A 24,832-nucleotide genomic window follows, 5' to 3' on the forward strand; every position below is an offset into this window, starting at 1 on the left:
CCGGCGTCTTCAACCGCGCCAGATCCCGCCGCAATCCGACCAGATCCCAGGCCGCCATCATGCCGATCGCGCCCGCGCACTGCGCCGACGTGCCGAGCAACGCCGCATAACAGGCCACGCCCGCGTCATCGATCCGCGATCCGGTCGACCGGTACAGGAACCGACCCGTCTCGCCCGGGGTGCGGGCGATCCGCGCGAAGAGATGCGGCGCGATCGGATTGACGAACAGCGCGCGCGCCATCGCCGGGAACAATGTCGCGGCCAGCCCCGGAAAGGGCAGCAGCGCCGCACTCAACCCGATGATCGCCGCGGGGGACGCCGTGCCGTCGATCGCCAGCCGTGCCGCGATCGCCGCGCCCGCCGAATGGCCGATGATCACCTGCGGCGTGACCTGCAGCGCACCGAGCAACGTCGCGACCGCACCCGCCATGCCCGCGATCGACAGGCCGCCGACCGGGCGGCCGGTGGTGAAACCATGCCCCGGCAGGTCGACCGCGACGACGTGGTACTCCCGGCCGAGCAACGGCGCGAGCGTCCGCCAGCTATGCGTCGCCGCCCCGGTACCGTGGAGCAGGAGGATCGTCGCGGGCGGGTCCTGGACTACTGGCGCCTCGGGCGCAAAGGTCTGGACATGCCAGCGCAGGCCACCGGCCGTGACGAAGCGGCTGGCGGCGCGATTGGGCCAGTCGCGACCCTCGACGCTCCAGCGCGGCGCGCTCATGCGGGCTGCACCGCGCGGACCGCCGCGTGCATCCGCACCGCATCCGCGCGTGGCAGCGGCAGATAGCGCGCCTGCATCGCCGCGGCGAGCGCCGCGCCCTCCGGCCCCGGCCGCGCGGAGATGTCGAGAAATGCCGCAGCGATTCCCGCACGGCCGAGCGCGGTGGCGGCAGCGCTCGCATCCGCGGCGGCGACGCTGCGCACCGCCCGGCCATCCGCGGCGATGTTCGCGCGCCCGTCGGTCAGCAGGACGACGAACGGCGTCTGGCCTCGCGCGCGTGCCGCATCGGCGACGTCGATCGCGGCGCGCAGCCCCGCCGCGAGTGGCGTGCCACCCCCGCCCGGCAGCTCGGCGAGCGACCGACGCGCGCGCGCCAGCGACCGGGTGGGCGGGAGCAGCACAGTCGCACCATTGCCCCGGAACGCGATGAGCGCGACCTGCGCGCGCTGAACATAGGAATCGGCCAGCAGCAGCTCGACTGCGCCCTTCGCCTCCGCGAGCCGCGACAACGCCGCCGATCCCGACGCGTCGACGACGAAGATCGTGACCGATACCGCGCGCGTCTCGAACCGGCGGATCCGCAGGTCGTCGCGGCGGACCAGCACCCGCGACGCGCTGTCCGCCGTGCGCCGCAGCCGCTGCCATGGCGCCGCCGCGCGCAGCGTGTCGATCAGGCTCAGGCGCTGCCCCCCGCCCGGCACGCCCGGGCGCACCCCGACGGGCCGACCGCGCGCCGGCGATCGACGCCGCTCGCCCGCACCGCGCGACGCGCGCGTCCGCCCGCGCCGTACGCCCCCCGCCGCGATCTGCGCCAGCACATCCTTCGGCAGCGCCGCGAGCGCGGCCTCCAGCACGACGTCGTCGAGTGGCCGGGTTTCGCCTTCCGGCTGGTCGCGATCCCCCGCGTCCGGCGGCGGCGCGTCAGGCGGCTGCGGCTCGGGTGGCGGCGGCGCGTCGTCCGGTTGCTCGGCCGGCAGACGCGTCGCACGCGGCGCGATCACCAGCCGCGCGGCGAGCATAAGATCCCCATCGCCGATCACGTCGCGCCCCGCACACCGCGCCGCAGCCCGCGCCGCGCGCAACGCGAACAGCGGCGCGCGCGCGGTCTCGATCCCGAGCGCGGCCGCCGTCGCGACCAGCGTCGCAAGGACAGCCTCGGACGTCGGCGGCGTCCCCGCGTCCCCAAAATCTTCCCCGCCCTGCATCGCCGCCACGGACTTCGAGTCGTGCAGGTCGATGCGAAACGCCAGCCGTTCGAGCAGCGCCGCGGGCGGGCGCTCGTCGGGACCGATCCCGTCGTCGAGCGCCACGACAAGGCATCGTCCGACGCCGCCGCCGTCCATCGCCGCGACGATCCGCCCCGCCACCGCATCGGACAGCCGGTCCGCCATCGCCAGCACCAGCACCCCGCCCGCCGCCTCGACGAGCAGCCCCGCACGCTGCACCGCGCGCCCCTGGGCCAGCGTCGCGACCAGATCCAGCCCGCCGAACAGCCGGTCGTCATCGACATGGACCGGCACCCGCCGCAGCGGCGCACCGGCCGGCAGATGCGACCGCAGCGCCGCGATCACCGCATCGCGCAGCGCGCCGCCGCCGCGCAGCGCGATGCCGCCAAGCCCGGGATCGGCAGCACAGAGCCGCGCCGCGATCAGCGCATCGGCCAGCGGATCCGGCGCCCCCGCTGCCGGCCCGGTCACCCCGCCACCTCCTCCAGCGCGCGCAGGATCCGCGCGGTCGACCCGGTCTCGTCGAGCACGTTGCGCCGCAGCCGATGGCGCAGCGCCATCGGCGCGATCGTCGCGACATGCGCCTGCGTCACCTCCGACACCGCGTCGAGTGCCGCGAGCGCCCGCGCCGCCCGCATCAGCGTCAGTTCGCCGCGCAACCCGTCAGCCCCCACCGCGATACACAGCCGCGACGCGAAGGCGAGCACCGCGTCGGGCAGCGCGACCTTCGGCAACCCCGCCCGCCCCCGCGCGATCGCCGCCAGCGTCGCACGCTCGTCCGCCGCCCAGTGCTCGACGAACGCCGACGGCGACCGCTCGAACGCGTCGCAGCGCTTCAGGATCTCGACGCGCTGGTCCAGATCCTGCGGCGTGCGGACCTCGACCGACAGCCCGAACCGGTCGAGCAGCTGCGGTCGCAATTCGCCCTCCTCCGGATTGCCGCTGCCGACCAGCACGAACCGCGCCGGATGGCGGACGCTCAGCCCCTCGCGCTCGACAACATTCTCGCCCGACGCGGCGACGTCGAGCAGCAGGTCGACGATATGATCCTCGAGCAGATTGACCTCGTCGATATACAGGAAGCCGCCATTGGCACGCGCGAGCAGCCCCGGCTCGAACGCCTTGATCCCGGCGCCCAGCGCGCGTTCGAGATCGAGCGCGCCGACCACCCGGTCCTCGGTCGCGCCGAGCGGCAGGTCGACGAACGGCACCGGCACCTGTCCGCTGCGCGGCGTTCCGTCCTGATACCCCGCCTGGTCGGCGCGCACCGGCGGCAGCAGCGCGGCGAGCGCGCGCACCGCGGTCGACTTGCCCGTGCCCCGATCGCCGAACACCATCACCCCGCCGATCCGCGCATCGACCGCCGCGATCAGCAGCGCGCGTTTCATCTCGTCCTGACCCACGATCGCCGAAAAGGGGAAAGACACGCGCATGCCAAAGGTGTAACACGCATTGGACACTCGGCAAGATGGACAATGTAATGCTTAACCCGATTGTCGTGAGCGGCAGTGCCGCCATCGCGCTCTGCGTCGTCGGCGGTTTGATGACGCCGATCGGCCCCTGGTACCGCACGCTGCGCAAGCCGCGGTTGCAGCCGCCGAACTGGCTGTTCGGTCCCGCCTGGACGATCATCCTCGGCCTGGCCGCCTGGTCCGCGTCGATCGCCTGGACCGCCGCGCCCGACGCCGCGACCCGCGCGGAGGTGGTGACGCTGTTCGTGGTCAACGCGGTCTTCCACCTGCTGTGGAGCCCGCTCTTCTTCCGCGCCCGGCGCCCCGACTGGGCGCTGATCGAGGTCGTGTTTCTCTGGGCGTCGCTGGTCGCGCTGGTCGTCGGGCTCTGGCCCATCGACCGCTTCGCGAGCCTGTTGATCGCGCCCTATCTCTTGTGGGTCAGCTTTGCGGCCTGGCTCAACTGGGCGATCGTGCGGCTGAACCGGCCGTTCGGTCACGCCGCCCAACGATACCCCGCATGACGAGGATATACGCCACCCCCTGAACGGAGAGCAGATCATGGCCACCCATCCGCACAGCTTCATCGCGCCAGCACCCGCCATCCCCGAGATCCGCGAGATCGGCACCGCCGACCTGCGCTGGGCCCTCGCCGAGGGGTGGAAGGATTTTCTCGCCAAGCGCGGCGACCTGATCGTGATCGGCCTGCTCTATCCGATCGTCTGTCTGGTCGCCGCGGTGGTGACGTACAACGCGCCGCTGCTCCCGCTGTTCTTCCCGCTGGTTGCCGGCCTCTCGATCCTCGGGCCCGCTGCCGCCTCGGGCTTCTACGAACTCGCGCGCCGCCGCGAAGAGGGGCGCGACTCGAGCTGGTGGCATTTCCTCGATCCGCTCAACGGACGCAGCCGCCTGCCGCTCGCGATCCTCACCGCCGGGCTCGCGGCGCTGATGGTCGGATGGCTGGCGACGGCCTATGCGGTCTATGACCTGACCTTCGGTGCGACCGCGCCGCTGCGGATCGGCGACGTCGCAGGCCGGCTGTTCACCACGCAGGAGGGGTGGACGCTGATCCTGCTCGGCAATCTGGCAGGCGCACCCTTCGCGATCACCACGCTGGTCTTCGCGCTGGTCGCGTTCCCGATGGTCGTCGATCAGCCGGTCGATGCAGGCCTCGCGCTGCGCACCTCGCTCGCGGCGGCGCGGCGCAACCCGCGCGCGGTGTTCGGCTGGGGTGCGCGTGTCGCCGGACTGCTGGTCCTCGGGCTGATCCCGCTCGCGATCGGGCTGGCGGTCGTGCTGCCCTGGCTCGGCTATGCGACCTGGCACCTCTATACGCGTCTGGTCGTCCGCTGACGCACCCCCGCGCCGCGCCCGGTGCAGCAGCACCCGGCGCGGCGCGGTCGCCCTCAAGCCCGCGTCGGGCGCGGCCCGGGGTGATAGGATGGCGGACGATCCGCCTTCGCCGTGCCGAAGCGTGACGGCTTGTCCCCCATCACGAAGGCGAGCTCGCCACCCCGGGCGAGATCCGCATGCCCGATCCAGTTCTTCGTCCAGGGCTTGCCGTTCCACCGCACCGACTGGACATAGGGCGCCTGCGGACCATTGCCCGACGCGGTGATCCTGAGCGTCTTGCCACCGCCCAGCGCGACCTCCGCGGCATCGAACAACGGCGAGCCGAACACATAGACCGCGCTGACCGGATCGACCGGGTAGAGGCCGAGCGCTGAGAAGATGAACCACGCGCTCGTCTGCCCGCAATCGTCATTGCCGATGACGCCGTCGGGATCCGCCTTGTACATCTCGGTGCACAGCCGCCGCACCATCGCCTGCGTCTTCCACGGCGCACCGGCATAGGCATACATATACGCGGCATGCTGGTCAGGTTCGTTGCCATGCGCATATTGGCCGACCAGCCCCGAAATGTCGGGCGGCGCATTCTTGGGCAATGTCGACGGCGCGACGAACAGCGCGTCGAGCTTCTTCACGAACCCGGCATCGCCGCCGAACAGGTCGATTAGTCCGTAGATATCGTGCTGGTTGAGGAACGTCGCCTGCCAGCCATTCGCCTCGGTATAATCGCGGTGCTTGTCGGGGTTGTGGCCAAGCTGGATCGGATCATAGTCCGCCCACCAGGTCCCGTCGGCGAAGCGCGGCCGCGCGAAGCCGATCTTCGGATCGATGACGTTGCGATAGTTGAGGCTGCGCTTGCGCAACGCCTGCGCGTCCGCGGAGGCGCCCGCCGCGTCCGCGAGCACCGCCATCGCCCAGTCGTCATACGCATATTCCTGCGTCCGGCTGACCGATTCCCAGACCTTGTCGGCGGGGATGAAGCCGAGGTCGTAATAATAGCCGCGGCCGAGCGTGCTTTCCAGATCGCGGAAGCTGCGGTCGAACGCACGGCGGCGGATCTGCGGCCAGGCGGCGGCATAGTCCGCCTTCACGCCCTTCACGCACGCCTCGGCAAGCACCGACACCGAATGCCAGCCGATCATGCAGGCGGTCTCGACACCCTGGAGCGGCCAGACCGGCGAGCCCGCCGGGCTCTGGATCGTCTGGCGGACCAGATCGCGCGTGAACTGCGCCGCCTTGTCGGGCTGGACCAGATTGAGCAGCGGGTGCAGCGCGCGATACGTGTCCCACAGCGAATAGGTGCTGTACGCAGGATCTCCCGGCGCCGCTGTGTGCACCTTGCGGTCGAGCCCGACATAGCGGCCGTCGCGGTCGGTGAAGAGCGTGGGCGACAGGAACGTGTGGTACAGCGCGCTGGCCATGATCGTGCGCTGATCGGGCGTGCCGCCCTCGACGCGGATACAGTCGAGCTGCGTCTGCCAGGTCCGCGCCGCCGCGCGCCGGACGCTGTCGAACTGCCAGCCCGGGGCTTCGCCCGCCAGCGCGGCCTTGGCGCCCGCGACGTCGACCGCGGAGATGCCCGTCTTGATCAGGATCGGTTCGCCGCCCGCCTGGTCGAAGAACAGCGCGACCTTCAGCCGGTTGCCGGTGATCGCCTTCGCGCCCGCGGGTGCCGGTTTGTCGTCGTCGCCGAAGAACTCGACACGGTCGGGGCGGCGCGACAGCTGCATCGCGAAATGGATCCGCCGACCCTTCGCCCAGCGGTGGACGCGGCGGCTGCCGGTCAGCATGCCGTCGGGCGACAGCGCCAGCGACGCCTCGTCGATCAGCACACCCTTGTCCCAGACGTCGAGGATCATGTGCGCGAAGTCGATCAGGATGTGCCCCGCGCCCTGCGGGAAGGTATAGCGGTGATGCCCCGTCCGCTCGGTCACGGTCAGCTCGGCGAGCACGCCCGATTCGAGCTTCACGCGGTAATAGCCGGGCTCGGCCAGCTCATCGGAGAAGCGCTGGCGATAGCTGTCCTGCGGCTTGTCGAGCGCACCGGGTTTCAGCTTCAGCGGCCCGCGCGTCGGGACGACGAGGACGTCGAGCATGTCGCCGATTCCCGTCCCCGACAGATGCGTGTGGCTGAACCCCATGATCGAGCCGTCATCCTGGTGATAGCCCGAGCACGCGTCCCAGCGGCTGTTGTCGGTATCGGGGCCGAGCTGGACCATCCCGAACGGCAGCGACGGCCCGGGATAGGTGTGGCCGTGCCCGCCCGTGCCGATGAACAGATCGGGCTTGCCCGCGGTCGGGCGCTTGCCCTGCGCGGTGGCAGCGGCGGCGGGCAGCACGCCCGCAAGGCCGGCAAGCCCGGTGGTGGCAAGCACCTGGCGGCGGTTGGCGGTGGTCATGTGTCTCTCCCGTGGGTCCATGTCAGTAGCGCGCGGCGAGCAAGCCGGGCTTGCGGCGCTCGAGGTCGAGGATCAGCTCGCCGAACAGCCCGTTGGCCCAGGCGAACCAGCTGCGCGTGAATTTCGTCGGATCATCCTTGTGAAAGGATTCGTGCATGAAGCCCGTGCCGCCATGCGTCGTCTTCAGCCAGGTCAGGCACTGGCGGATCACGGCGTCGTCATCGCTGTTCATCGCATGCGTGACGATCGACATCGGCCAGATCATGTCGAGGCCGATATGCGGCCCGCCGATCCCCTGCGCGGCCTTGCCCGCAAAGAAATAGGGGTTGCGATCGCTCCAGGCGAGCGCGGCGGTGCGGCGGAACAGCGGGTCGGCGCGGTCCGCCGCGCCGAGCAGCGGCAGGCCCGACAGGCTCGGCACGTTGGCGTCGTCCATGAAGATCGCATTGCCGAAGCCGTCGACCTCATAGGCCCAGACCTCGCCGCCCTGCCCGTCGGGCATCCGGCCATGCGCGCGCAGCGCCGCCTCGACCTCGGTCGCGAGCGCCTCGCTGTCCGCCGCGCCCGCGGTATCGCCGCGCGCCTCGCGCTGGACCGTCGCCAGCATGCGCAGCGCCGACACCGCGAACAGGTTGGACGGGATCAGGAAGGGGTAGAGGCACGCATCGTCCGACGGGCGGAACATCGAATGGATCAGCCCGACCTTGCGCGTCGGTGCGCCGTATCCCTCGAACATCAGCGTCTCGGTCGGCGAGACGTTCAGCCGCTGGAAATGATACGGGCCCTTGCCGTCCTTGCGCTGCTGTTCGCGGAAGGTCGCGACCGCACGGACCATCGCCTGCGCCCACAGGTCGTCGAACGGCGTCTTGTCGCGCGTCGCGGTCCAGTAGCCGTGCGCGAGCCGCATCGGGTAGCAGAGCGAGTCGATCTCCCATTTCCGCTCGGCGACGCCCGGCTTCATCTCGGTCTGGTCGGTCCGCGCGCCCAGGTTCGATTTCGCGGTCGGGTCGTCCATGAACGCGTTGGCGTACGGGTCGATCAGGATACAGCGCGCCTGCCGTGCGATCAGCCCGACAAAGACCCGGCGCAGCCCCGCATCCTTGTGCGCGAGATGGACATAGGTCTGCATCTGCGCCGAGCTGTCGCGCAGCCACAGCGCCTCGATATCGCCCGTGATGACGAACGCGTCGGGCTTGCCGTCGACCATGCCCAGCCGGACCGTGGTGTCGAGCGTGTTGGGGTAGCAATTCTCGAACAGCCAGGCGAGCTCGGGGTCGGCGATCTTCGCCTTCACCCGCGCGATCTCGGCCTCGACCGCGACGCTGACGAAGCGACGCTCGCCACGCGGCGGGCGCTTGCTCGCCAGCGGCGCGGCGACCGCCCCGCCGGGCAGCGCGGCCGTCAGTGCGAGCGCCGCCGCACCGGTCATCACGTCGCGGCGGCGGGGGGTGAAGCGCACGCCGCTCATGGCTTGGCCACCGGCGCGCTCATCGAGAAGGGCGCAGCACTGCTCGCCGACCCCCATTTTCGGTTCGGCGTCGCCCCCATCACGAAACGCAGCGTACCCCCCTTCTGCAGCGCCTCGCGCGTCAGCCATGGCTTGTCGTGCGGCGTCCCGTTGAAGCTTGCCGACTGGATATAGACATTGCCCGGCCCGTTGTTCGCCGCCTCGATCGTCAGTGTCTTGCCGCCCGGCATCGTCAGTTTGACGGTGCGGAACAGCGGGCTGCCAATCGCATATTGGCCGACCGCGGGCGTGACCGGATAAAAGCCGAGCGCGGAGAACACGTACCAGGCCGAGGTCTGGCCATTATCCTCGTCGCCCGGATAGCCGTCGGGCGTGGGCGCGTAGAGCTTCTTCATCACGTCGCGGACATGATATTGCGTCTTCCACGGCGCCCCCGCCCAGTCATAGAGATAGGGCATGTGCTGGATCGGCTGGTTGCCATGCGCATATTGGCCCATGTCGACGATCTGCATCTCGCGGATCTCGTGGATCGTCTGCCCGTAATAGCTGTCGTCGAAGATCGGCGGCGTGGTGAAGACCGAATCGAGCCGCTTCACGAACGCGTCCTTGCCCCCCATCAGGTCGGCAAGCCCCTGCACGTCCTGCATCACCGACCAGCTGTAATGCAGCGCATTGCCCTCGGTGAACGCGTCGCCCCATTTATACGGGTTGAAGGGGGTCGACCAGCTGCCGTCCTGGTTGCGACCGCGCATCCACCCGCTCTGCGTGTCGTAGAGCTTGCGGTAATTCTGCGCCCGCGCGGCATAGAGCTTGGCATCCTCGGTCTTGCCGAGCGCACTCGCCAGCCGCGAGATCGAGAAGTCGGCGGTCGCATATTCGAGGCTGCGCGCGGCATTCTCGTTGATGCCGACGTCATAGGGCACATAGCCCAGCCGGTTGTAATATTCGACGCCCTCGCGCCCGACCGCGCCGACCACGTTGCCCTTCTTGTCGACCGGGCGCCCTTGCGAGGTCGTCGCGTTCTTGACCATCGCCTCGTACAACGTCTCGACGTCGAACCCGCGCACGCCGTTCAGATACGCGTCGGCGATCAGGTTCGCCGAGTTCGACCCGATCATCACGTCGCGGTGGCCGGGGCTCGCCCATTCGGGCAGCCAGCCGGACTCCTTGTAGGTGTTGACCAGCCCCTGCATGATCTCGCTGTCACGCTCGGGATACATCAGCGCGAAGAACGGGAAGACCGCGCGCCACGTGTCCCAGAAGCCGTTGTCGGTATAGAGAATGCCCGGATGCACCTTGCCGTCATACGGACTGTAATGGACCGTCTGCCCCTTGGCATCGACCTCGTGGAACATGCGCGGGAACTGCAGCATCCGGTACAGCGCGGAGTAGAAGGTGCGCCGGTTGTCGATGTCGGGATCGCTCACCTCGATCCGGTCGAACTCGCGCTGCCAGACCGCCTTTGCCTTGGCCTTGGTCTGCTCGAAGCCATCGCCGCCGATCTCGCCGCGCAGGTTGCGCTCGGCCTGGTCGAGGCTGATGAACGACGACGCGACCTTGACGCCGACCTGCTCGCCCTTGCGCGTCTTGAAGCTGACGACCGCGCCGACATGATCGCCCTCGCGCACCGGCGTCGCGGCGATCTGGCCATTATCGTCCCAGGTCCGGCTGACCGTGAAGGCGTGGTCGAACTCGGCGACGAAGTAATTGTGGAAATTGCCCGGCACGCCGCCGTGATTGTTGCGGACATAGCCGGTGATCCGCCGTTTGACCGGGTCGACCGACACCATCGATCCGCCCGCATAGCCGTCGAGAATGATGTGCGCGTCGTCGCTTTCGGGGAAGGTGAAGCGGAACTGCGCGGCGCGGTTGGTCGGCGCGACCTCCGCGGTCACGTCGTAATCGGCGAGATAGACCTTGTAGCTATAGGGCCGGCTCTCCTCGGCCTTGTGGCTGTACCACGAGGCGCGTTCGTCCGCCTTGACCTTCAGCGCGCCGGTCGTCGCCATCAGCGCGAACGCGGCATAATCGTTCATCCACGGGCTGGGCTGGTGCGTCTGCTTGATGCCGTTGATCTTGTTAGCGTCATAGGTGTAGCCCCAGCCGCTGCCCGGCTTGCCCGTCACCGGCGTCCAGAAGTTCATCCCCCACGGCACCGCGACCGCGGGATAGGTGTTGCCGTACGACAGCGTATAATCGGAATCGGTGCCCATCAGCGGGTTGACGAGCTCGACCGACGGCTGCGCCTCGGCGCTGGCGGCAGCCTGCGCCGACAGCGGCACCGGTGCGACGAGCGCGATCGACGCGACCGCCGCCACCGTGCCGCGCAATGCGGCGATTACCCTGTGTCTCACATCGCTCTCCCAGATGAATGTTGGTCGCGCCTTGCGGCGGCTTGCCCGGCACGGATCGGCCGCGGCGCGACGCCGGTATTGGTCATGACCACGGGCTTGATCGTACCGTCGGCGGCAAAGACCATACGGTCGACCGCAACCTGCCGGTGTTCGCCGCGATCGGTGTCGAGCGGCCTGCGGTGATAGGCGATGTACCAGTCGTCGGTGCCGGGCACGTTGACGACCGAATGATGCCCCGCGCCGCGCGCGATGCGCAGGTCCTGCGACAGGATCTTCCCCTTCGGCGTGAACGGTCCGGTCGGACTCGGCGCGGTCGCATAGGCGACGCTATAGTCCGGGCCGGTCCACCCGCCCTCCGACCACATCAGATAATAGACGCCGCGACGCTCGATCATGAACGACCCCTCGACATAGCCGGGGGGCGTGATCTCCTTGAACATCGTCCCGTCGGGAAACGGCAGGACGCGCTTCAGGTCGGGGCTCAGCCGGACGACGTTGCAATGCTTCCACCCGCCGTAGAAGAGGTAGACCTGCCCGTCGCGATCCCGGAACGCGAACGGATCGATCGGCTGCGCGCCGTTATGGAACGCGCCGACCAGCGGCTTGCCGAGCGCATCCCTGAACGGACCGCCCGGCGTCGCGCTGACCGCCAGACCGATCCCGCCGAGCTCGGCATCGCTCTGGATGTCGTTCGCGCTGAAGAACATGTAATAGCGCCCGTTCGCCTGGAGCACCGACGGCGCCCAGATCGCATAGGCCGCCCAGCCCGCATCCTGCACGTCGAACACGCGGCGATGCTTTGTCCAGTGCACCAGGTCCGGTGACGAAAACGCGTCGAAGAAGGTCTGCATGCCATAGGACGGGCGGACCGTCTTGCGCAGTCGCGCGGCCTTTTGCGCAGGCGTGAACCGGCTCGGCGCGACCGGCTTTCCGGCATGGTCGGAATAGGTCGGGTAGATCCAGTATTGCCCGGCGAACACGCGGATCTCGGGATCGGCATACCAGCCCGGCACGATCGGGTTGGACGCGGTCGCCGCACCACAGGCGAGCAGGCCCGCCAGCGTCAGCGCCTGACGCAGGACCCGGGGATATCTATCAAAAAAACGGTGGCTCCGCGAAGGAGCCACCAGGGGAGAGGAAGGTGTTGGCCCCGCCATCAGAAGTTGAACGACACGCCGACATAGGCACGGCGCCCGAAGTAATTCCGATAGACGAAGCGATCCTTGGTATCGTTGCCGAGATGCTGGCTCTCTTCCGACTTGGTCAGGTTGATGATCGAGGCGGTGATGTTGAGCCGGTCAGTCAGCGCATAGGCGGCGTTGAGATCGACCTGTTCATAGGGGCTGGTATAGACGTTCAGCCCCGACTGGAGCCCGCCGACGACCTCGCCGCGGCGGTTGTACGATGCGCGGACCAGCACCTTGCCATGTTCGTAGAAGACCGAGGCGTTCATCTGCGTCTTCGCGCTCCCGACCAGCGCGGACGAGCCGACCGACTGGCCGTCGAGCGTCACGTCGGCGACCGACGTGTCGTTATAGGTGAAGTTGACCTGCGCACCCAGCCCGAAGGACAAAGTGTGCTGCGCATAGAGCTCGACACCCTGCGACCGCGCGTTGGATCCGTTCGCGACCGTCGAATAGGGCTGGATCAGCACCTGCTCCCCTGCGACCTCGCGCGTGACGTTCAGCACCAGCGGCACGACGAAATCGGACACGTCCTTGCGGAACAGCGTCGCGCCCAGCACCGATCCGCGATGGAAATACCATTCGATGCCGGCGTCATACTGCCATGCCGAGAACGGGTTGAGCTCCGAATTGCCACCGCTGCCCGACCAGCCCTCGAACTCGCCGAACTGGCCGCGGTCGAACGCATATTCGGGCGAGCGATAGGTCAGCGACCGTTCGGAGCCGAGATTGGCGAAGGACGGCCGTGAAATGACCTTGGCGACCGCACCGCGGACCAGCAGGTCCGGGGTGATCTCGTACGAGATGTTGAAGCTCGGCAGCCAGTCCGTGTAGGTCTTGGTCTGGTCGGCTCGCGTGTTGACGATCGTCTCGCGGACGCTCAGCGGCAGCACCTGGCAATTGCCGTCCGCGCCCAGCGGGCGGTTCGGATCGAACGAACCGTTCGGCCCGTTGACGCAATAGTCGTTCAGATACTGGAGCCGGTCGGACGTGTTGCCCGACTGACGCGTATTGGCCATGCGCACACCGATATTGCCGCGCAGGCCGCCGGTGCCGAAGTTCGCCTGGGCGTAACCCGCAAAAACGCGCTCGCCCAGATCATAGACGAAGTCGCGCTCGTTGACGCGGACCGCGTCGCCATAGGTCGCGTTCAGATAGCTCAGATATTTGTCGAAATTGATCCCCGGCACGACATTGGCGTTGAACCCGCCATTGACGTTGCCGATCGGGTTTTCATAGAAGAATTCAGGCCGCGCGACCGCGCCGGCCGCGGTATCCTGATAGCGGATCTCGTTGGCCGCATCGGCATACCATTCATTGCGTCCGGTCTCGCGGTGAATGCTCAGGTCACGCCATTTGCCGCCGATCTGCACCGACTTCAGGAACCCGTCGAACCGGCGCGTCAGGTCGAGCTGAAGATACCGCTGCGCCAGGTCGCTGTTCGTGAAGCTCGAATTGGTCGATCCGACGTCGATCTGCGCGATGCCGTTGCGGATGTTCTGCTGCAATTCGGGCGAGAAGGTGAAATCGGCGATGCCGTTCGAAATGTCCCAGTTGCTGACCAGATTGCCGTTCTGCTCCTGGCCGGGGATCGTCAGCCGCGGCTTGGAGGCGACGCTGAACCGCGCCGACGGGCCGCCGCTCGACTTGGTCTTGCCGAGCTTCAGCACCGCGTCGAACCGGTCCTGGCTGTACTTCACTTCGGTTTCGAACGTGTTCGAGACCTGCTTTTCGCGGCTGTACGTCCCGCCGATCTGCGGCGTCTCCATTGTGCACGGGGTCGCGCGCGCGAGACAGCCCGTCCCCGCCGCCGGGACCGCGAAATTGGCCGACTGGAAGATCGTCCCGCTCTTGTCGAGCGTCGCGCCGGTGAAGAAGTCGTTATAGCCCCATTCGGGGATCTTCAGATTATTGGCGGTATAATCGCTGCTATAACCGAAGCGGAAATAGTTCGAGGTGACCGTGACATTCTCGAACGGACGGAACTGCGCGGTCGCCTGGATGCCATAGCGTTCGCGTTCCTGGTCGAACACCTGCGCATTGACCGACTGCGGCGCCCAATAGCCCGAATAATGCGTGCCGTCGCGCGCGGTCGTGCCCTGCCCCGGCCAATAGGAGATTGCGTCGTCATTGGCGAAGGGCTTGCCGTTGACGTCGGTCGCGGGCGTCAGGACATTGCCCTGCGCGTCGCGGTCGCTCCACCACAGCCAGCTTTCCGAGCTGCTGCGCAGTTCGCGGTTGGTCCGCTTCTGCCACACGCCGCCGACCAGCAGGCCGAACGTCTCGTCCTCGTTCTTCCACGACAGCTGTCCGCCAAGCTGCGGCTCGAACTTTTCGGTGGTGTCCGAATAGGTGCCCTCGGTCGACACGAAGCCCGACCAGGCCGGGACGTCGAACGGCTTGCGCGTGTTGAGGATGATCGTGCCGCCGACACCGCCTTCTTCCAGCCGTGCCTCGGGCGACTTGTAGACCTCGGTGCTGGCGATGAAGCTCGACGGCAGCAGGACATAGTTGAATGACCGCTGCGGATCGCCGCTGTCCGCGCCGGCAAGGAAGTTGCCGTTGAGCAAGGTCAGCGTCAGGTCGGACTGGAGCCCGCGGATGCTGACGCGCGCGCCTTCGCCGCCGTCGCGGGTGATGACCACGCCCGGCACGCGCTGCAGCGCGTCGGCGACGTTCTTGTCGGGGAACTTGCCGATGTCCTCGGCGGTGATGACGTCGACGAACGCATTGGCTTCGCGCTTCTGATTCAGGCTCTTCTCGATCGAGCGGCGATAGCCGGTGACGACGATATCCTGCTCACCCGCGACGGCCGACGCGGTGTCCGCCGTCTGGCCCGAGGGCGCGGTCGCCGTCGATGCGGGCGTTACCGCGTCGGGCGTTCCGGTCGTGTCGCCGGTCTGCGGTGTCGCGGCGGCAGCGGGCAATGGCGGCGCCGCCTCCTGCGCGTGCGCCGTCCCGGCCAGCGCCGCGCTCAGGCTTGCGCCCGCGAGCAGAAACCGCAGCGCGCGGCGGCGGTGCGGCGGAACGGCATATATTGTCGTGGTTGCGCTCATCAGACTTCCCCTTTTCGGCGTGCGGGACGTCCTTGCCCGCTTCACGTCACCCTGCTGATCGCGTGCCTGCCCCCGTATTCGGGTGGGACGTCCGGTTCATCGGATCGTCACGGCACGTCGTCTTTGCTTGCCTATTTGCCAATTATAAAAGTAAATTGTCAAATGGATTATGCGGAGCAGATTTATGCCGTTTCGGTCTCAACATTCGCAACATTCGCCGCAGCTCGGAACTTGGCCGAACCGGCACCAAATCTGCTGACCGCTCGACCGACGGCGCGCCGTCTTGCCAAATCGCGCCGCAAACTGAATGCTGTCGTCTTCAACTCGGCCGGTATCAGCACCCGGCCTTGCCGCTCCGGCCCCAGACTCCGGAGCCCCTTCCCCTCCCAGACCGGGTGACCGCCATGCCAATGCTCAAGCGTCTCTGCCTCGCCGGATCGGCGCTCGCGCTGCTCGCCGTGTGCCCCGCCCCCGCCCTCGCCCAGACCGCGCCGCGACCGAGCGACTCGGTCGATCCACTGATCGGCACCGGTGGTGAGGGGCATACCTTCCCCGGCGCCGTCGCCCCGTTCGGCATGGTCCAGCTCTCGCCGGACACCGACACGTCCTGCGTCCTCCGCGACTGCTATCCGCACGCCGCCGGCTATCGCTACGACGACCCGACGATCGTCGGCTTCAGCCACACCCATTTCTCCGGCGCCGGCCATTCGGATCTCGGCGACGTCCTAGTGATGCCCGTCGCCGGCGACGACGTGCCGATGGACCCGGGCACGCCCGCCGCCCCCGGCTATCGCTCGCGCTTCTCGCATGCCACTGAAACCACGAAGCCCGGCTATTACGCCGTCACGCTCGCCGATCGCGCCATCCGCGCCGAGATGACGGCCGGCACCAGGGTCGGCGTGCACCGCTACAGCTTTCCCGCGGGCAAGGCCGCGCACCTCGTTCTCGACCTCCGCTCCTCGCTCTACAATTACCCCGGCAAAATCCTGTGGTCGGGGCTGCACCTGCGCGACGACGGCGTCCTGACCGGCTTTCGCGAAACCCGCGGATGGGCACCCGGACGCAAGCTCTTTTTCGCGATGCGCTTCTCCGCCCCCCTGACGGGCCACGCACTCGTCAACCGCGAGACCGCCATTCCCTACAAGGGGTTCCAGGGGCCGGGCCGCGACAGCGACGCGCTCGCGGAAAAGCTCGGTCAGGCGCTCGAGGCCCGTCTCGATTTCGGCGTCCTGACCAAACCGCTCGAGGTGAAGGTCGGGATCTCAGGCGTCGACGAAGCCGGCGCGCTCGCCAATCTCGACGGCGAAGCGGGCGGCTTCGACGATATCCATGCGCAGACACAGGCCGCCTGGGACACCGCGCTCGGCGCCGTAACGTTCGAGGCCGAGGCACCGATGCGCCGCATCTTCGCCACCGCCCTCTACCACAGCCTGCTCGCGCCGAGCATCTGGAGCGACCGCGACGGCCGCTATCGCGGGCCCGACGACCAGATTCACCAGGCGACCGATTTCACGGTCCGGTCGACCTTCTCGCTCTGGGACACGTTCCGCGCCGAACACCCGCTGCTGACCCTGATCCAGCCGGAGAAGACGAACACCGACATCGTCCGCTCGCTGCTCGCCAGCCAGACGTACAGCCCCGACGGCATCCTCCCGGTCTGGCAATTCGCCGGGCGCGAGACGTGGACGATGATCGGCTATCACGCCGTACCCGTCATCGCCGACGCCTATATGAAGGGGATTGGCGGCTTCGATGCCAATGCGGCGCTCGACGCGATGGTCGCGAGTGCCGACCATTCCAGCTACGGGGGTCTCGGCGAGTATATCGCGCGCGGCTATGTGCCGATCGACAAGGAACCCGAAGCCGCCTCCAAGACCGTCGAATATGCCTATGACGACTGGACGATCGCGCGGATGGCGCGAAAACTCGGCCGGTCCGACATCGCCGCGCGCTTCGAAAAGCGGGCCGGTAACTGGCGCAACAGCTTCGACGCGTCGTCGGGCTGGCTCCGCGCGCGCAAGACCGACGGCCAGTTCCGCACCCCCTTCGACCCGACCGCGATCAACTACGGCTCCGACTATACGGAGGGCAATGCGTGGCAATATAGCTGGTTCGTGCCGCAGGATCAGGCGGGGCTGTTCCGCCTGCTGGGCGGCGACGCCAAGACGATCCGGAAGCTCGACGCGATGTTCGATTTCGACCTGTCGAAGATCGACTACAGCCATGCGGAGGACATCGCCGGGCTGATCGGCCAGTATATCCACGGCAACGAGCCGAGCCATCATGTCGCCTATCTCTACAGCTATGCCGGAGCACCCTGGCGGACACAGGAGCGGCTGGGGCAGATCGTCGCCAGCCAATATGCGGACACGCCGGCAGGATTGAGCGGCAACGACGATCTCGGGCAGATGTCCGCCTGGCTCGTGTTCACCGCGCTCGGCTTCTATCCCGTCGCGCCGGGTGCGAACGAATATGTCATCGGCCGCCCCTTCCTGCCCAAAGCGACACTGATGTTGCCCGGCGGCAAGCGGTTCGTGATCAGCACGGACAATTTCTCGACCGCCAATCGCTACGTCCAGTCCGTCACCCTGAACGGCCGGCCCCTCACCCGCACCTATTTCCGCGACGACGAGATCCGGCAGGGCGGCGAATTGCGGTTCGTGATGAGCGCCCGGCCGAACCGGCAATGGGGGAAGAGCGCATCGTCGCGCCCGTTCTCGACCTCGACCGCGGCTTCGAGCCCCCCGACGGGGCGCTAGCGGGGGCGCCGTCGGGACGTGCGTGCGGTGGCGGCGGTCTCGCCCGCTTCCAGCGCTCGCCAGCGCGCAAAGCGTTCGGGCGTCAAGGTGCCCGCGTCGATCCCCGCGCGCACCGCACAGCCCGGCTCTCCGCCATGCGCGCAGTTCGAGAACCGGCAGTCCTGCGCGGCGAGGGTAAAGTCGTCGAACACTTCCGCGATGCCCGCGGCCGCGTCGGACAATTGCAATTCGCGCATGCCCGGCAGGTCGAGCAGCCAGCCACCCTGGTCGAGGCGATGCATCTGGCGCACCGTCGTCGTATGCCGCCCCGTCCCGTCATGTTCGCGGATCGCCTGGGTCGCGATGCTTGCGGACCCGCGCAACGTGTTGACGAGCGTCGACTTGCCGACGCCCGACGACCCCAGAAAGGCGACGGTCTTGCCGATACCGCACCAGGCGGCGAGCCGCGCCACGTCGGCCGGATCTCGGCCGTCGACGGTCTCGACGATCAGCCCGGGCTCGATCGCGCGAGCCGCGTCCACATAGGTCTCGGGCGCGTCCGTCAGGTCGATCTTGGTGAGGATCACGACCGCATCGACCCCGACCTCGCGTGCCAGGACGAGATAGCGCTCAAGCCGCGCAACGCTGAAATCCTGGTTGCACGACGCGACGAGGAAGACCGTGTCGACATTCGCGGCGATCATCTGCTCACCGCGCGGATCACCCGGCGCACGGCGCTTGAACAGGTTCTTGCGGCCGAGCACACGCAGCGCCTGCGCCCTGTCCGCGCTGGTCAGCAGCCAGTCGCCGACGGTTGGGTGATCGTCCGAAGGCGTGGCACCAGCGATATAGGGCGACAGATCGCCCGCCCAGCCCGACCCTGCCACGGCAATCTGGCCGCGGTGGACGGCCATCACCCTGGCGGGATGACAATAGGCGGCTTCGGCGGCCGAGATCTGGCTCTCGAAATGTGCGTCCCAGCCAAGCTGTTCCAGGGTCTGATCAGCAGAATCCATAAGGGTGCAGCAGCATCTTTCCTTGCGGGCCGATCCCCGGCCCTTCCGTCTACGATCCGGTCGTATACGCCGATAGGAGGCGGTTACCAGTCGCACCCACGATCAAAAACGCTGGCTATTCGGCCTCGTATGTCGAAGCCGCCGCGCTCACATTCACGCGAGCCGCGGAAATTCGCACCCGGATCGGGGCCAGGTATCAGGCCGTTCTACCTACGAGATGACCGATCGCGGCCGTCGCGGCCATCGCCGCCGCACCCCAGAACAGGACGCGAAGCGCCGGCCGCCACGGGCTTGCGCCACCCGTCCGCGCCCCGACAATCCCCAGCAGCGCGAGGAAGACCAGAGTCGCTGCCGTCACCGCTAGCAGCCGGTGTGGCGCAGGCGTCAGGATGGCCACCAGCAGCGGCGGTATCGCGCCGACGACGAAGCTGACAGCGGACGCGAATGCCGCCTGGAGCGGGCGTGCCATGACGATTTCGGAGATCCCAAGCTCGTCACGGGCATGCGCGCCGAGCGCATCATGCGCCATCAATTGCCGCGCGACCTCGCTCGCGATCGTCGCATCGAGACCGCGCGCCACGTAGATCTGCGCGAGCTCGTCATGCTCATGCGCCCAGTCGCTGGCGAGTTCGCCGTGCTCGCGCGCCAGATCGGCAGCCTCGCTGTCGGCCTGCGAACTGACCGACACATATTCGCCCGCGGCCATCGACATCGCCCCCGCGACCATAGCCGCCGCGCCGGCCACGAACACGGCGCCGGTCGTTGCGCCCGACGCGGCGACGCCCGCGATCAGGCTCGCGGTCGACACCATCCCGTCATTTGCGCCAAGCACCGCGGCACGAAGCCAGCCGCTCCGCGATACAAGATGACGTTCGCGATGCGCGCTCATGGCAGTATCCTGATGGTTTCGCCGAGTGTCGCCACCGTCATGCCGAGCTTGCGGACGATCAGTCGGTTCTGCGCGACCCGGGCATTGGGAGACAGCGTCAGCCACTGATCGACCATCATGCCGCCGCGCATACGAAAGGCCAGATGCAGGCGATTGCCGACCGCCTCCCCCGTCACCGGTCCGCACGCGTCAGTCAGCGTGCCCGTGTAACGCCCGTGCCCGAGCGGAACGATCCGCCATTGCCGATCGCGCGGCGGCTTGCTCTGCTGCTCGATATGCTGGTCCAGGATTAATGTTCCGTCGGGAGCGACGCGACCGACGCTCGCGACATGCGTCCGGACCGGCGCCCGAAATGCGATCTTGAGCACGCCCGTCCCGTCCAGCCGCCCGGCGAAGAACCGTTCGGCGACAAAGGCCGGTTGCGCGGCGATCGACGCGGTGCTCGGCCCACCCGCGCAGGCGCACGGCAGCAGCGCAAGCGGCACTGCAACGAAAGTCGTCAGACGGGGAACCGGGATCATCCTCTGCTTCATCGCCATCCTCGTCGTCGCATGCGCCGCAGGGCTCGCAATCCGCGTTCGCTCTCTTGCGCCAGGACGCTGCGTTCGGCCGTTCTCGCCGAGCTGGCAATATGTATCTACCCACCCCGCCCGCGGTACGCGCTGCTGATCGTGGAGTTGCCTGACGAACCCCACCGACCAAAGCGCTCGTTTAAACTGTGCACATCGCGCGCCTGCCCGTCTATCTAGCATGATGAAGCATAGGCCTCCGGCCGGCGCGATGCCGGCACGCGATCTGTCGGCGGCCATGGAACGCATGCGGCCGGCACTCATGGCGTTCTTCGTCCGTCGTCTCAGCGATCCCGTGCAGGCGGAAGATCTGATCCAGGATCTCTTCATCCGAATGGCGACGATGAGGGGGCCGGCCACCGACAACCCCGAAGGCTATATCTTCCAGGCAGCCGCCAACCTGTTGCGCGATCAATATCGACGTGACGCGACGCGGTACCGATATCAACAATCACGAGCGACCGATGCCGACCTCGGCGTCGATCCGATCGACGCCGAGCGGTTGCTGTCCGCGCGGCAGAGCGTCGGGTGCGTCGCGCGCACGCTGGGGGACTGCCTGACCGGACTCGCCAGATTTTCATTCTCTACCGGTTGGAGGGCATGCAGCGTAAGGCGATCGCCGATGCGTTCGGCATTTCCGTGAGCGCGGTCGAGAAGCATATCGCGAACGCAATGCGTGCGCTGCTTGCCGCCATGGGAGACTCGCAATGACCGCGCCGCAATCCGATGCGGACATCGTCATCGACTGGTGCCTGCGGTTGTCCGACGGGCCCTTGTCTCCGCAGGAGCGCACCGACCTGCACGCGTGGTTGGCCGACGACCCGCGCCGGGGCGAGCGCCTGGGCGCAGCGCTTGCCGCCTGGGACGCAGTTGAGGAAAATGCCGACGCTCCCGAGATGCTCGCACTACGCCGCGAAGCGCTCGGTGCCGTACATCGCGCGGGGCAGCGTCGCTGGATTCGGACGCCGATGGTGTCCCGACCTGTGGCTTGGGCGATCGCGGCTGTGCTCCTGCTTGCGCTGTCGCTGGGCTCGCTGGCGTGGCGCCATAGCGGCCGCGACGAATATCGCACCGCGATCGGTGAGCGACGTGTCATCGCGCTGGCCGATGGCTCGCGTCTGTCGCTCGACGCCGACAGCATGGTCACGGTCGCCTTCAGCCCGCAACGCCGCGACATCGTCCTTGAGAAGGGCCGCGCGCGCTTCAAGGTCGCAAAGGATCCGCTGCGCCCGTTCGCCGTGCGCAGCGGGCGAAACGTGGTGATCGCAACCGGGACCGAGTTTTCGGTTGAAAGGCTCAGCCGCGAAGTGCGGGTCGCGCTGTTCGAGGGTCGGGTCGCGGTATTACGCGATACCCCCCAGGGGCAGATGAACGAGGTCGTTCGGCTGGGTGGGCGCCAACTGACCGCAGAGCGCGCGCTGACCCCGGGGCATGAGATCGGCCTGCCGGTATCGGGGTTCGTCGGATCCGTGAGCTCATCGATCGGAAACGACGGCTGGGGTGCGGAGCAGGTAAGTTTCACGTCGGAGACACTCGTCGCCGCCGCCGAACGCATGAACCGCTATGCCCAGCGCCGCCGGATCATCGTCGATCCGGGTGCCGCGGACATTCGCGTCAGCGGGGTCTTCAACAATGGCGATGTCGATGCCTTTGCCGACGCAATCGCCACAACCTTCCCGGTCGATGCTGCCGTTGACGGCGAGGCGATCCGCTTGAGCCGCCGTCGCTGAAACCGAGATAAAGCGAAATTATAAGATAATTTTCGTAATGAAGTGAGTGTTCGACACCCTCGTACGTCACAAAAGTATAACAGAGGAAGAGGGGCGATCGATGATGTTAAGGGACCGACGAATTCTTGGCGTAAGCTGCGTGGCAATCGCTACGGTGATGGCGGTCTCTCCGGCACAGGCGCAGCGGGTGGTTCGCGTCGACATCAAGGCCCAGCCACTCGGCCCGGCGCTGCGGTTGCTCGGCCGCCAGATGCACGTGCAGATGGTGTTCGACGAAACCCTCCTCGCCGACCGCGTATCCCCGTCGATCACCGGATCGATGACGCCGGACGTGGCGATCGACCGGCTCCTGCAGGGCAGTGGTCTCGTCACGTCGCGAACGGGACAGGGCGTCTATGTAATCGCGCGCCCCGCCGCGCCGATGCGCGTATCGATGACGGGATCTCAATCACAGGTTTTGCCGCAACGCCCGGCGAACCAGCCTGACACGGAACAGGACGACACGACGGGTCCGACGCCGCCTGGTGGCGACATCGTCGTGACGGGATCGCGCATCCGGTCGAAAAATCTCGTCGAAACCGCACCGGTGACCAGCGTCAGCCAGGCGGACATCAAGCTGCAGGCAGCCTTCAGCGTCCAGGAGGTGCTGAACCGCGTTCCGGCGATCAAGAACAATGACACCAACTTATCGAACGGCAACGGGCGCCAGCAGTTTGATTTTCACGGCCTCGGGACGAACCGGACGCTCACGCTGATTGATGGTCAGCGGATCGGTGTCACCGAAGGGATCGATGCGTCCGTCGTGCCGGTTGGACTGATCGAGCGCGTCGATCTGCTGACCGGCGGCGCATCTGCCGTCTATGGCTCGGACGCTATCGGCGGCGTGGTGAACTTCATCCTCCGCAAGGATTTCGAGGGCGTCAACGCGAACGTCAATTACGGCTTCTACAACGCCGACAATCGCGACAACATCGCCGCGCAGGCCGCGCGTGACGCAGGCTTCGCCGTGCCCAGCGGCATGGCCAATGATGGCGGCCGGTTCGACGCCAATATCAGCATGGGCAAAAATTTCGCCGGCGGCCGCGGCAACATCTCGCTCTTCGGGGCCTATAGCCAGGTCGAGCCGGTCCTCGCATCGTCGCGATCGTTTTCCGTCTGCCCGATCACCTTGTCGGCGCAGTCGGTCGTCTGCGCCTCACCGTCCTCGGCAACGCCGGCTGGCTATTTCCAGGCGCTGTCCGGGCCGGCGCAGAATGGCTCCGTCCTCACGAACGCGGCGGGTGGCGGTCGCGAATTCGTCCCGTTCACGGGGGCCAACGGCTACAACTACAATGACAGCTTCTATTTCCAGCGCGAGAACAAGCGCTACAACGGCGCCGTCTTCCTCAACTACGAGGTTTCCCCCGCGCTGCAGCTCTACGCAAACGGGCTTTATCTGGGATCCGAGTCGCGGAGCCAGTCGGATCCTGCCACGATCCAGCCCGGTTCGATCCCCTATGACATCAACTGCGACAACCCGCTTCTATCGCAGCAGCAGGCAGGGGCTTTGTGCGGTACTGCCGCGGGGACGGCAACGAACGTCCGCACCGATGTCCGCTACCGCTTCACCGACGCGCAGTCGACGCTGTCGTCCAACGAGATCTATCGTGCCGTGGCGGGGTTTCGCGGGGATCTTGGCAGCGCATGGCATTACGACGTAGGCGGCGTCTATTCGACCACGCTCTACCGCCAGCAACAGCTCGGCCGCATCGACCCCGCCAAGGTCGCCACCGCACTGCAGGTGGTCGACGTCAACGGCACGCCGACCTGCGCCGCGGTGGTCAGCGGATCCGACCCGAGCTGCGTCCCGCTCGACATCTTCTCCACCAACGGGCCCAGCGCCGCGGCCGTCGACTATCTGTCGTTCGCGCAGGGCGGCGGCGTGTTCCACGAGCGGTATGAACAATGGGTGGGCAATGCCAACGTCACCGGCGACCTCGGCGAATATGGCATCAGAAGCCCGTTTTCGACCAAGGGGATCAACATCGCGGTTGGCGGGGAATATCGGTCGAGCGGCTATCGTTCGCGCCCCGACGCCGCCTATCAGGCCGCGTTCGGGTCGACGCCCTCGACATTGTCCAACAACGCGGTCGACCTCTACGGTGAGGTCAACGTGCCGCTGGTCAGCGACCGCCCCCTGATCCGCGACCTGAGTATCGGCGCCGCGATCCGTGGATCGAAATATTCCGGGGTCGAACGGGTGCGGTCGACGTACAAGATCGACGGCAGCTGGCGGCCGATCGAGGACCTGCTGTTCCGGGCGAGCTACAACAAGGCAACCCGCGCACCGAGCATCTACGAACTCTCGTCGAACGCCAACGCCAGTTACGGCGTGCTAGACACGAACACGCTGGGCGATCCGTGCGCAGGGACGAGCCCCGTTGCCAGCCGCGAGGTTTGTGCAAGCACCGGCGTGACCGCCGCACAATATGGAGCGATCCAGCAATGTCCGGATTTCCTGTGCACTGTCCGCAACGGTTCCGAAGGTCTGGTGACGCCCGAAGTCGCGCACACCTACACCTACGGCCTCGTCCTGACGCCCCGCATGTTGCGCGGTTTTTCCGCGACCGCCGATTATTACAGCATCGAGATCCAGAACGGCATCGGCTATTACCGCGCGATCGACTTCCTGCAGACCTGCG

At 67.3% G+C, this 24,832-nt stretch carries 17 protein-coding genes and 1 pseudogene; 7 read left to right on the top strand and 11 right to left on the bottom strand.

The features are described 5' to 3' along the window. The 3 genes from bchO to sphst_RS04290 all read right to left on the bottom strand — a co-directional run. The coding region (gene bchO, locus sphst_RS04280) for an alpha/beta fold hydrolase BchO (RefSeq protein WP_107045213.1) at positions 1-721 on the bottom strand (721 nt) is incomplete at its 3' end. Further along, the gene (locus sphst_RS04285; RefSeq protein WP_234387334.1) at positions 718-2,418 is read right to left on the bottom strand and encodes a magnesium chelatase subunit D; all 1,701 of its coding nucleotides are present in this window, start codon (positions 2,416-2,418) and stop codon (positions 718-720) included. The genes sphst_RS04285 and bchO, both read right to left, overlap by 4 nt. Continuing rightward, positions 2,415-3,380, bottom strand: a complete 966-nt coding sequence (locus tag sphst_RS04290) for an ATP-binding protein (RefSeq protein ID WP_056409352.1) — start codon at positions 3,378-3,380, stop codon at positions 2,415-2,417. The genes sphst_RS04285 and sphst_RS04290 overlap by 4 nt, the downstream gene beginning before the upstream one ends. 47 nt (positions 3,381-3,427) lie before the next feature. Between sphst_RS04290 and sphst_RS04295 the strand changes: the two genes are divergently transcribed. Together sphst_RS04295 and sphst_RS04300 are read left to right on the top strand one after the other, a co-directional pair. Further along, entirely contained in the window at positions 3,428-3,922 is a 495-nt protein-coding gene (locus sphst_RS04295) for a TspO/MBR family protein (protein ID WP_031393234.1), read from the top strand. A 37-nt stretch (positions 3,923-3,959) separates the two neighbouring features. Beyond that, complete coding sequence (locus tag sphst_RS04300) at positions 3,960-4,751, top strand: DUF2189 domain-containing protein (protein WP_031393235.1); 792 nt, start codon at positions 3,960-3,962, stop codon at positions 4,749-4,751. A 53-nt stretch (positions 4,752-4,804) separates the two neighbouring features. Here sphst_RS04300 and sphst_RS04305 read toward each other — a convergent pair whose 3' ends face one another. The 5 genes from sphst_RS04305 to sphst_RS04325 are packed head-to-tail and all read right to left on the bottom strand — an operon-like array spanning position 4,805 to position 15,209. After that, positions 4,805-7,147, bottom strand: coding sequence for a GH92 family glycosyl hydrolase (locus tag sphst_RS04305; RefSeq protein ID WP_107045214.1), 2,343 nt, complete (start codon positions 7,145-7,147; stop codon positions 4,805-4,807). Between the two features lie 22 nt (positions 7,148-7,169). Further along, positions 7,170-8,615, bottom strand: coding sequence for a glycoside hydrolase family 125 protein (locus tag sphst_RS04310; protein ID WP_234387335.1), 1,446 nt, complete (start codon positions 8,613-8,615; stop codon positions 7,170-7,172). Continuing rightward, positions 8,612-10,969, bottom strand: coding sequence for a GH92 family glycosyl hydrolase (locus tag sphst_RS04315; protein WP_051916392.1), 2,358 nt, complete (start codon positions 10,967-10,969; stop codon positions 8,612-8,614). The genes sphst_RS04310 and sphst_RS04315 overlap by 4 nt, the downstream gene beginning before the upstream one ends. Then, positions 10,966-12,096, bottom strand: coding sequence for a glycoside hydrolase family 43 protein (locus tag sphst_RS04320; protein ID WP_234387337.1), 1,131 nt, complete (start codon positions 12,094-12,096; stop codon positions 10,966-10,968). Before sphst_RS04320 ends, sphst_RS04315 begins: the two co-directional genes overlap by 4 nt. Positions 12,097-12,125: 29 nt before the next feature. After that, entirely contained in the window at positions 12,126-15,209 is a 3,084-nt protein-coding gene (locus sphst_RS04325) for a TonB-dependent receptor (protein ID WP_107045216.1), read from the bottom strand. Positions 15,210-15,619: 410 nt separating this feature from the next. On the opposite strand from sphst_RS04325, the gene sphst_RS04330 reads away from it, so the two are divergent. After that, complete coding sequence (locus sphst_RS04330) at positions 15,620-17,968, top strand: GH92 family glycosyl hydrolase (protein ID WP_107045217.1); 2,349 nt, start codon at positions 15,620-15,622, stop codon at positions 17,966-17,968. On the opposite strand, the gene rsgA is transcribed toward sphst_RS04330, so the two are convergent. The 3 genes from rsgA to sphst_RS20295 all read right to left on the bottom strand — a co-directional run bounded on the left by rsgA (position 17,965) and on the right by sphst_RS20295 (position 20,385). Then, positions 17,965-18,963, bottom strand: coding sequence for a ribosome small subunit-dependent GTPase A (rsgA, locus tag sphst_RS04335; protein ID WP_031393891.1), 999 nt, complete (start codon positions 18,961-18,963; stop codon positions 17,965-17,967). The two genes, sphst_RS04330 and rsgA, sit on opposite strands and share 4 nt — an antisense overlap. Positions 18,964-19,159: 196 nt before the next feature. After that, positions 19,160-19,852 (bottom strand): VIT1/CCC1 transporter family protein, encoded by a 693-nt coding sequence (locus sphst_RS04340; RefSeq protein WP_031393890.1) that lies wholly within the window; start codon positions 19,850-19,852, stop codon positions 19,160-19,162. Beyond that, positions 19,849-20,385 (bottom strand): DUF3833 family protein, encoded by a 537-nt coding sequence (locus sphst_RS20295; RefSeq protein ID WP_159043504.1) that lies wholly within the window; start codon positions 20,383-20,385, stop codon positions 19,849-19,851. The genes sphst_RS04340 and sphst_RS20295 overlap by 4 nt, the downstream gene beginning before the upstream one ends. 220 nt (positions 20,386-20,605) lie before the next feature. Between sphst_RS20295 and sphst_RS20300 the strand changes: the two genes are divergently transcribed. The 4 genes and pseudogenes from sphst_RS20300 to sphst_RS04360 all read left to right on the top strand — a co-directional run. Continuing rightward, the gene (locus sphst_RS20300) at positions 20,606-21,064 is read left to right on the top strand and encodes an RNA polymerase sigma factor (RefSeq protein ID WP_234387344.1); all 459 of its coding nucleotides are present in this window, start codon (positions 20,606-20,608) and stop codon (positions 21,062-21,064) included. Then, positions 21,022-21,132 (top strand): hypothetical protein, encoded by a 111-nt coding sequence (locus tag sphst_RS21615; protein ID WP_442800376.1) that lies wholly within the window; start codon positions 21,022-21,024, stop codon positions 21,130-21,132. Before sphst_RS20300 ends, sphst_RS21615 begins: the two co-directional genes overlap by 43 nt. After that, positions 21,129-22,151 carry a FecR family protein gene (locus sphst_RS04355; protein ID WP_043156749.1) on the top strand — a complete coding sequence of 341 codons (1,023 nt, stop codon included), beginning with the start codon at positions 21,129-21,131 and terminating at the stop codon, positions 22,149-22,151. Before sphst_RS21615 ends, sphst_RS04355 begins: the two co-directional genes overlap by 4 nt. Positions 22,152-22,584: 433 nt before the next feature. Continuing rightward, a pseudogene (locus sphst_RS04360) lies at positions 22,585-24,819 on the top strand (TonB-dependent receptor domain-containing protein); the annotation flags it as partial. Positions 24,820-24,832: the final 13 nt, after the last annotated feature.

Source organism: Sphingomonas sp. STIS6.2, assembly GCF_000732685.2.
Classification (GTDB): Bacteria; Pseudomonadota; Alphaproteobacteria; order Sphingomonadales; family Sphingomonadaceae; genus Sphingomonas; species Sphingomonas aerolata.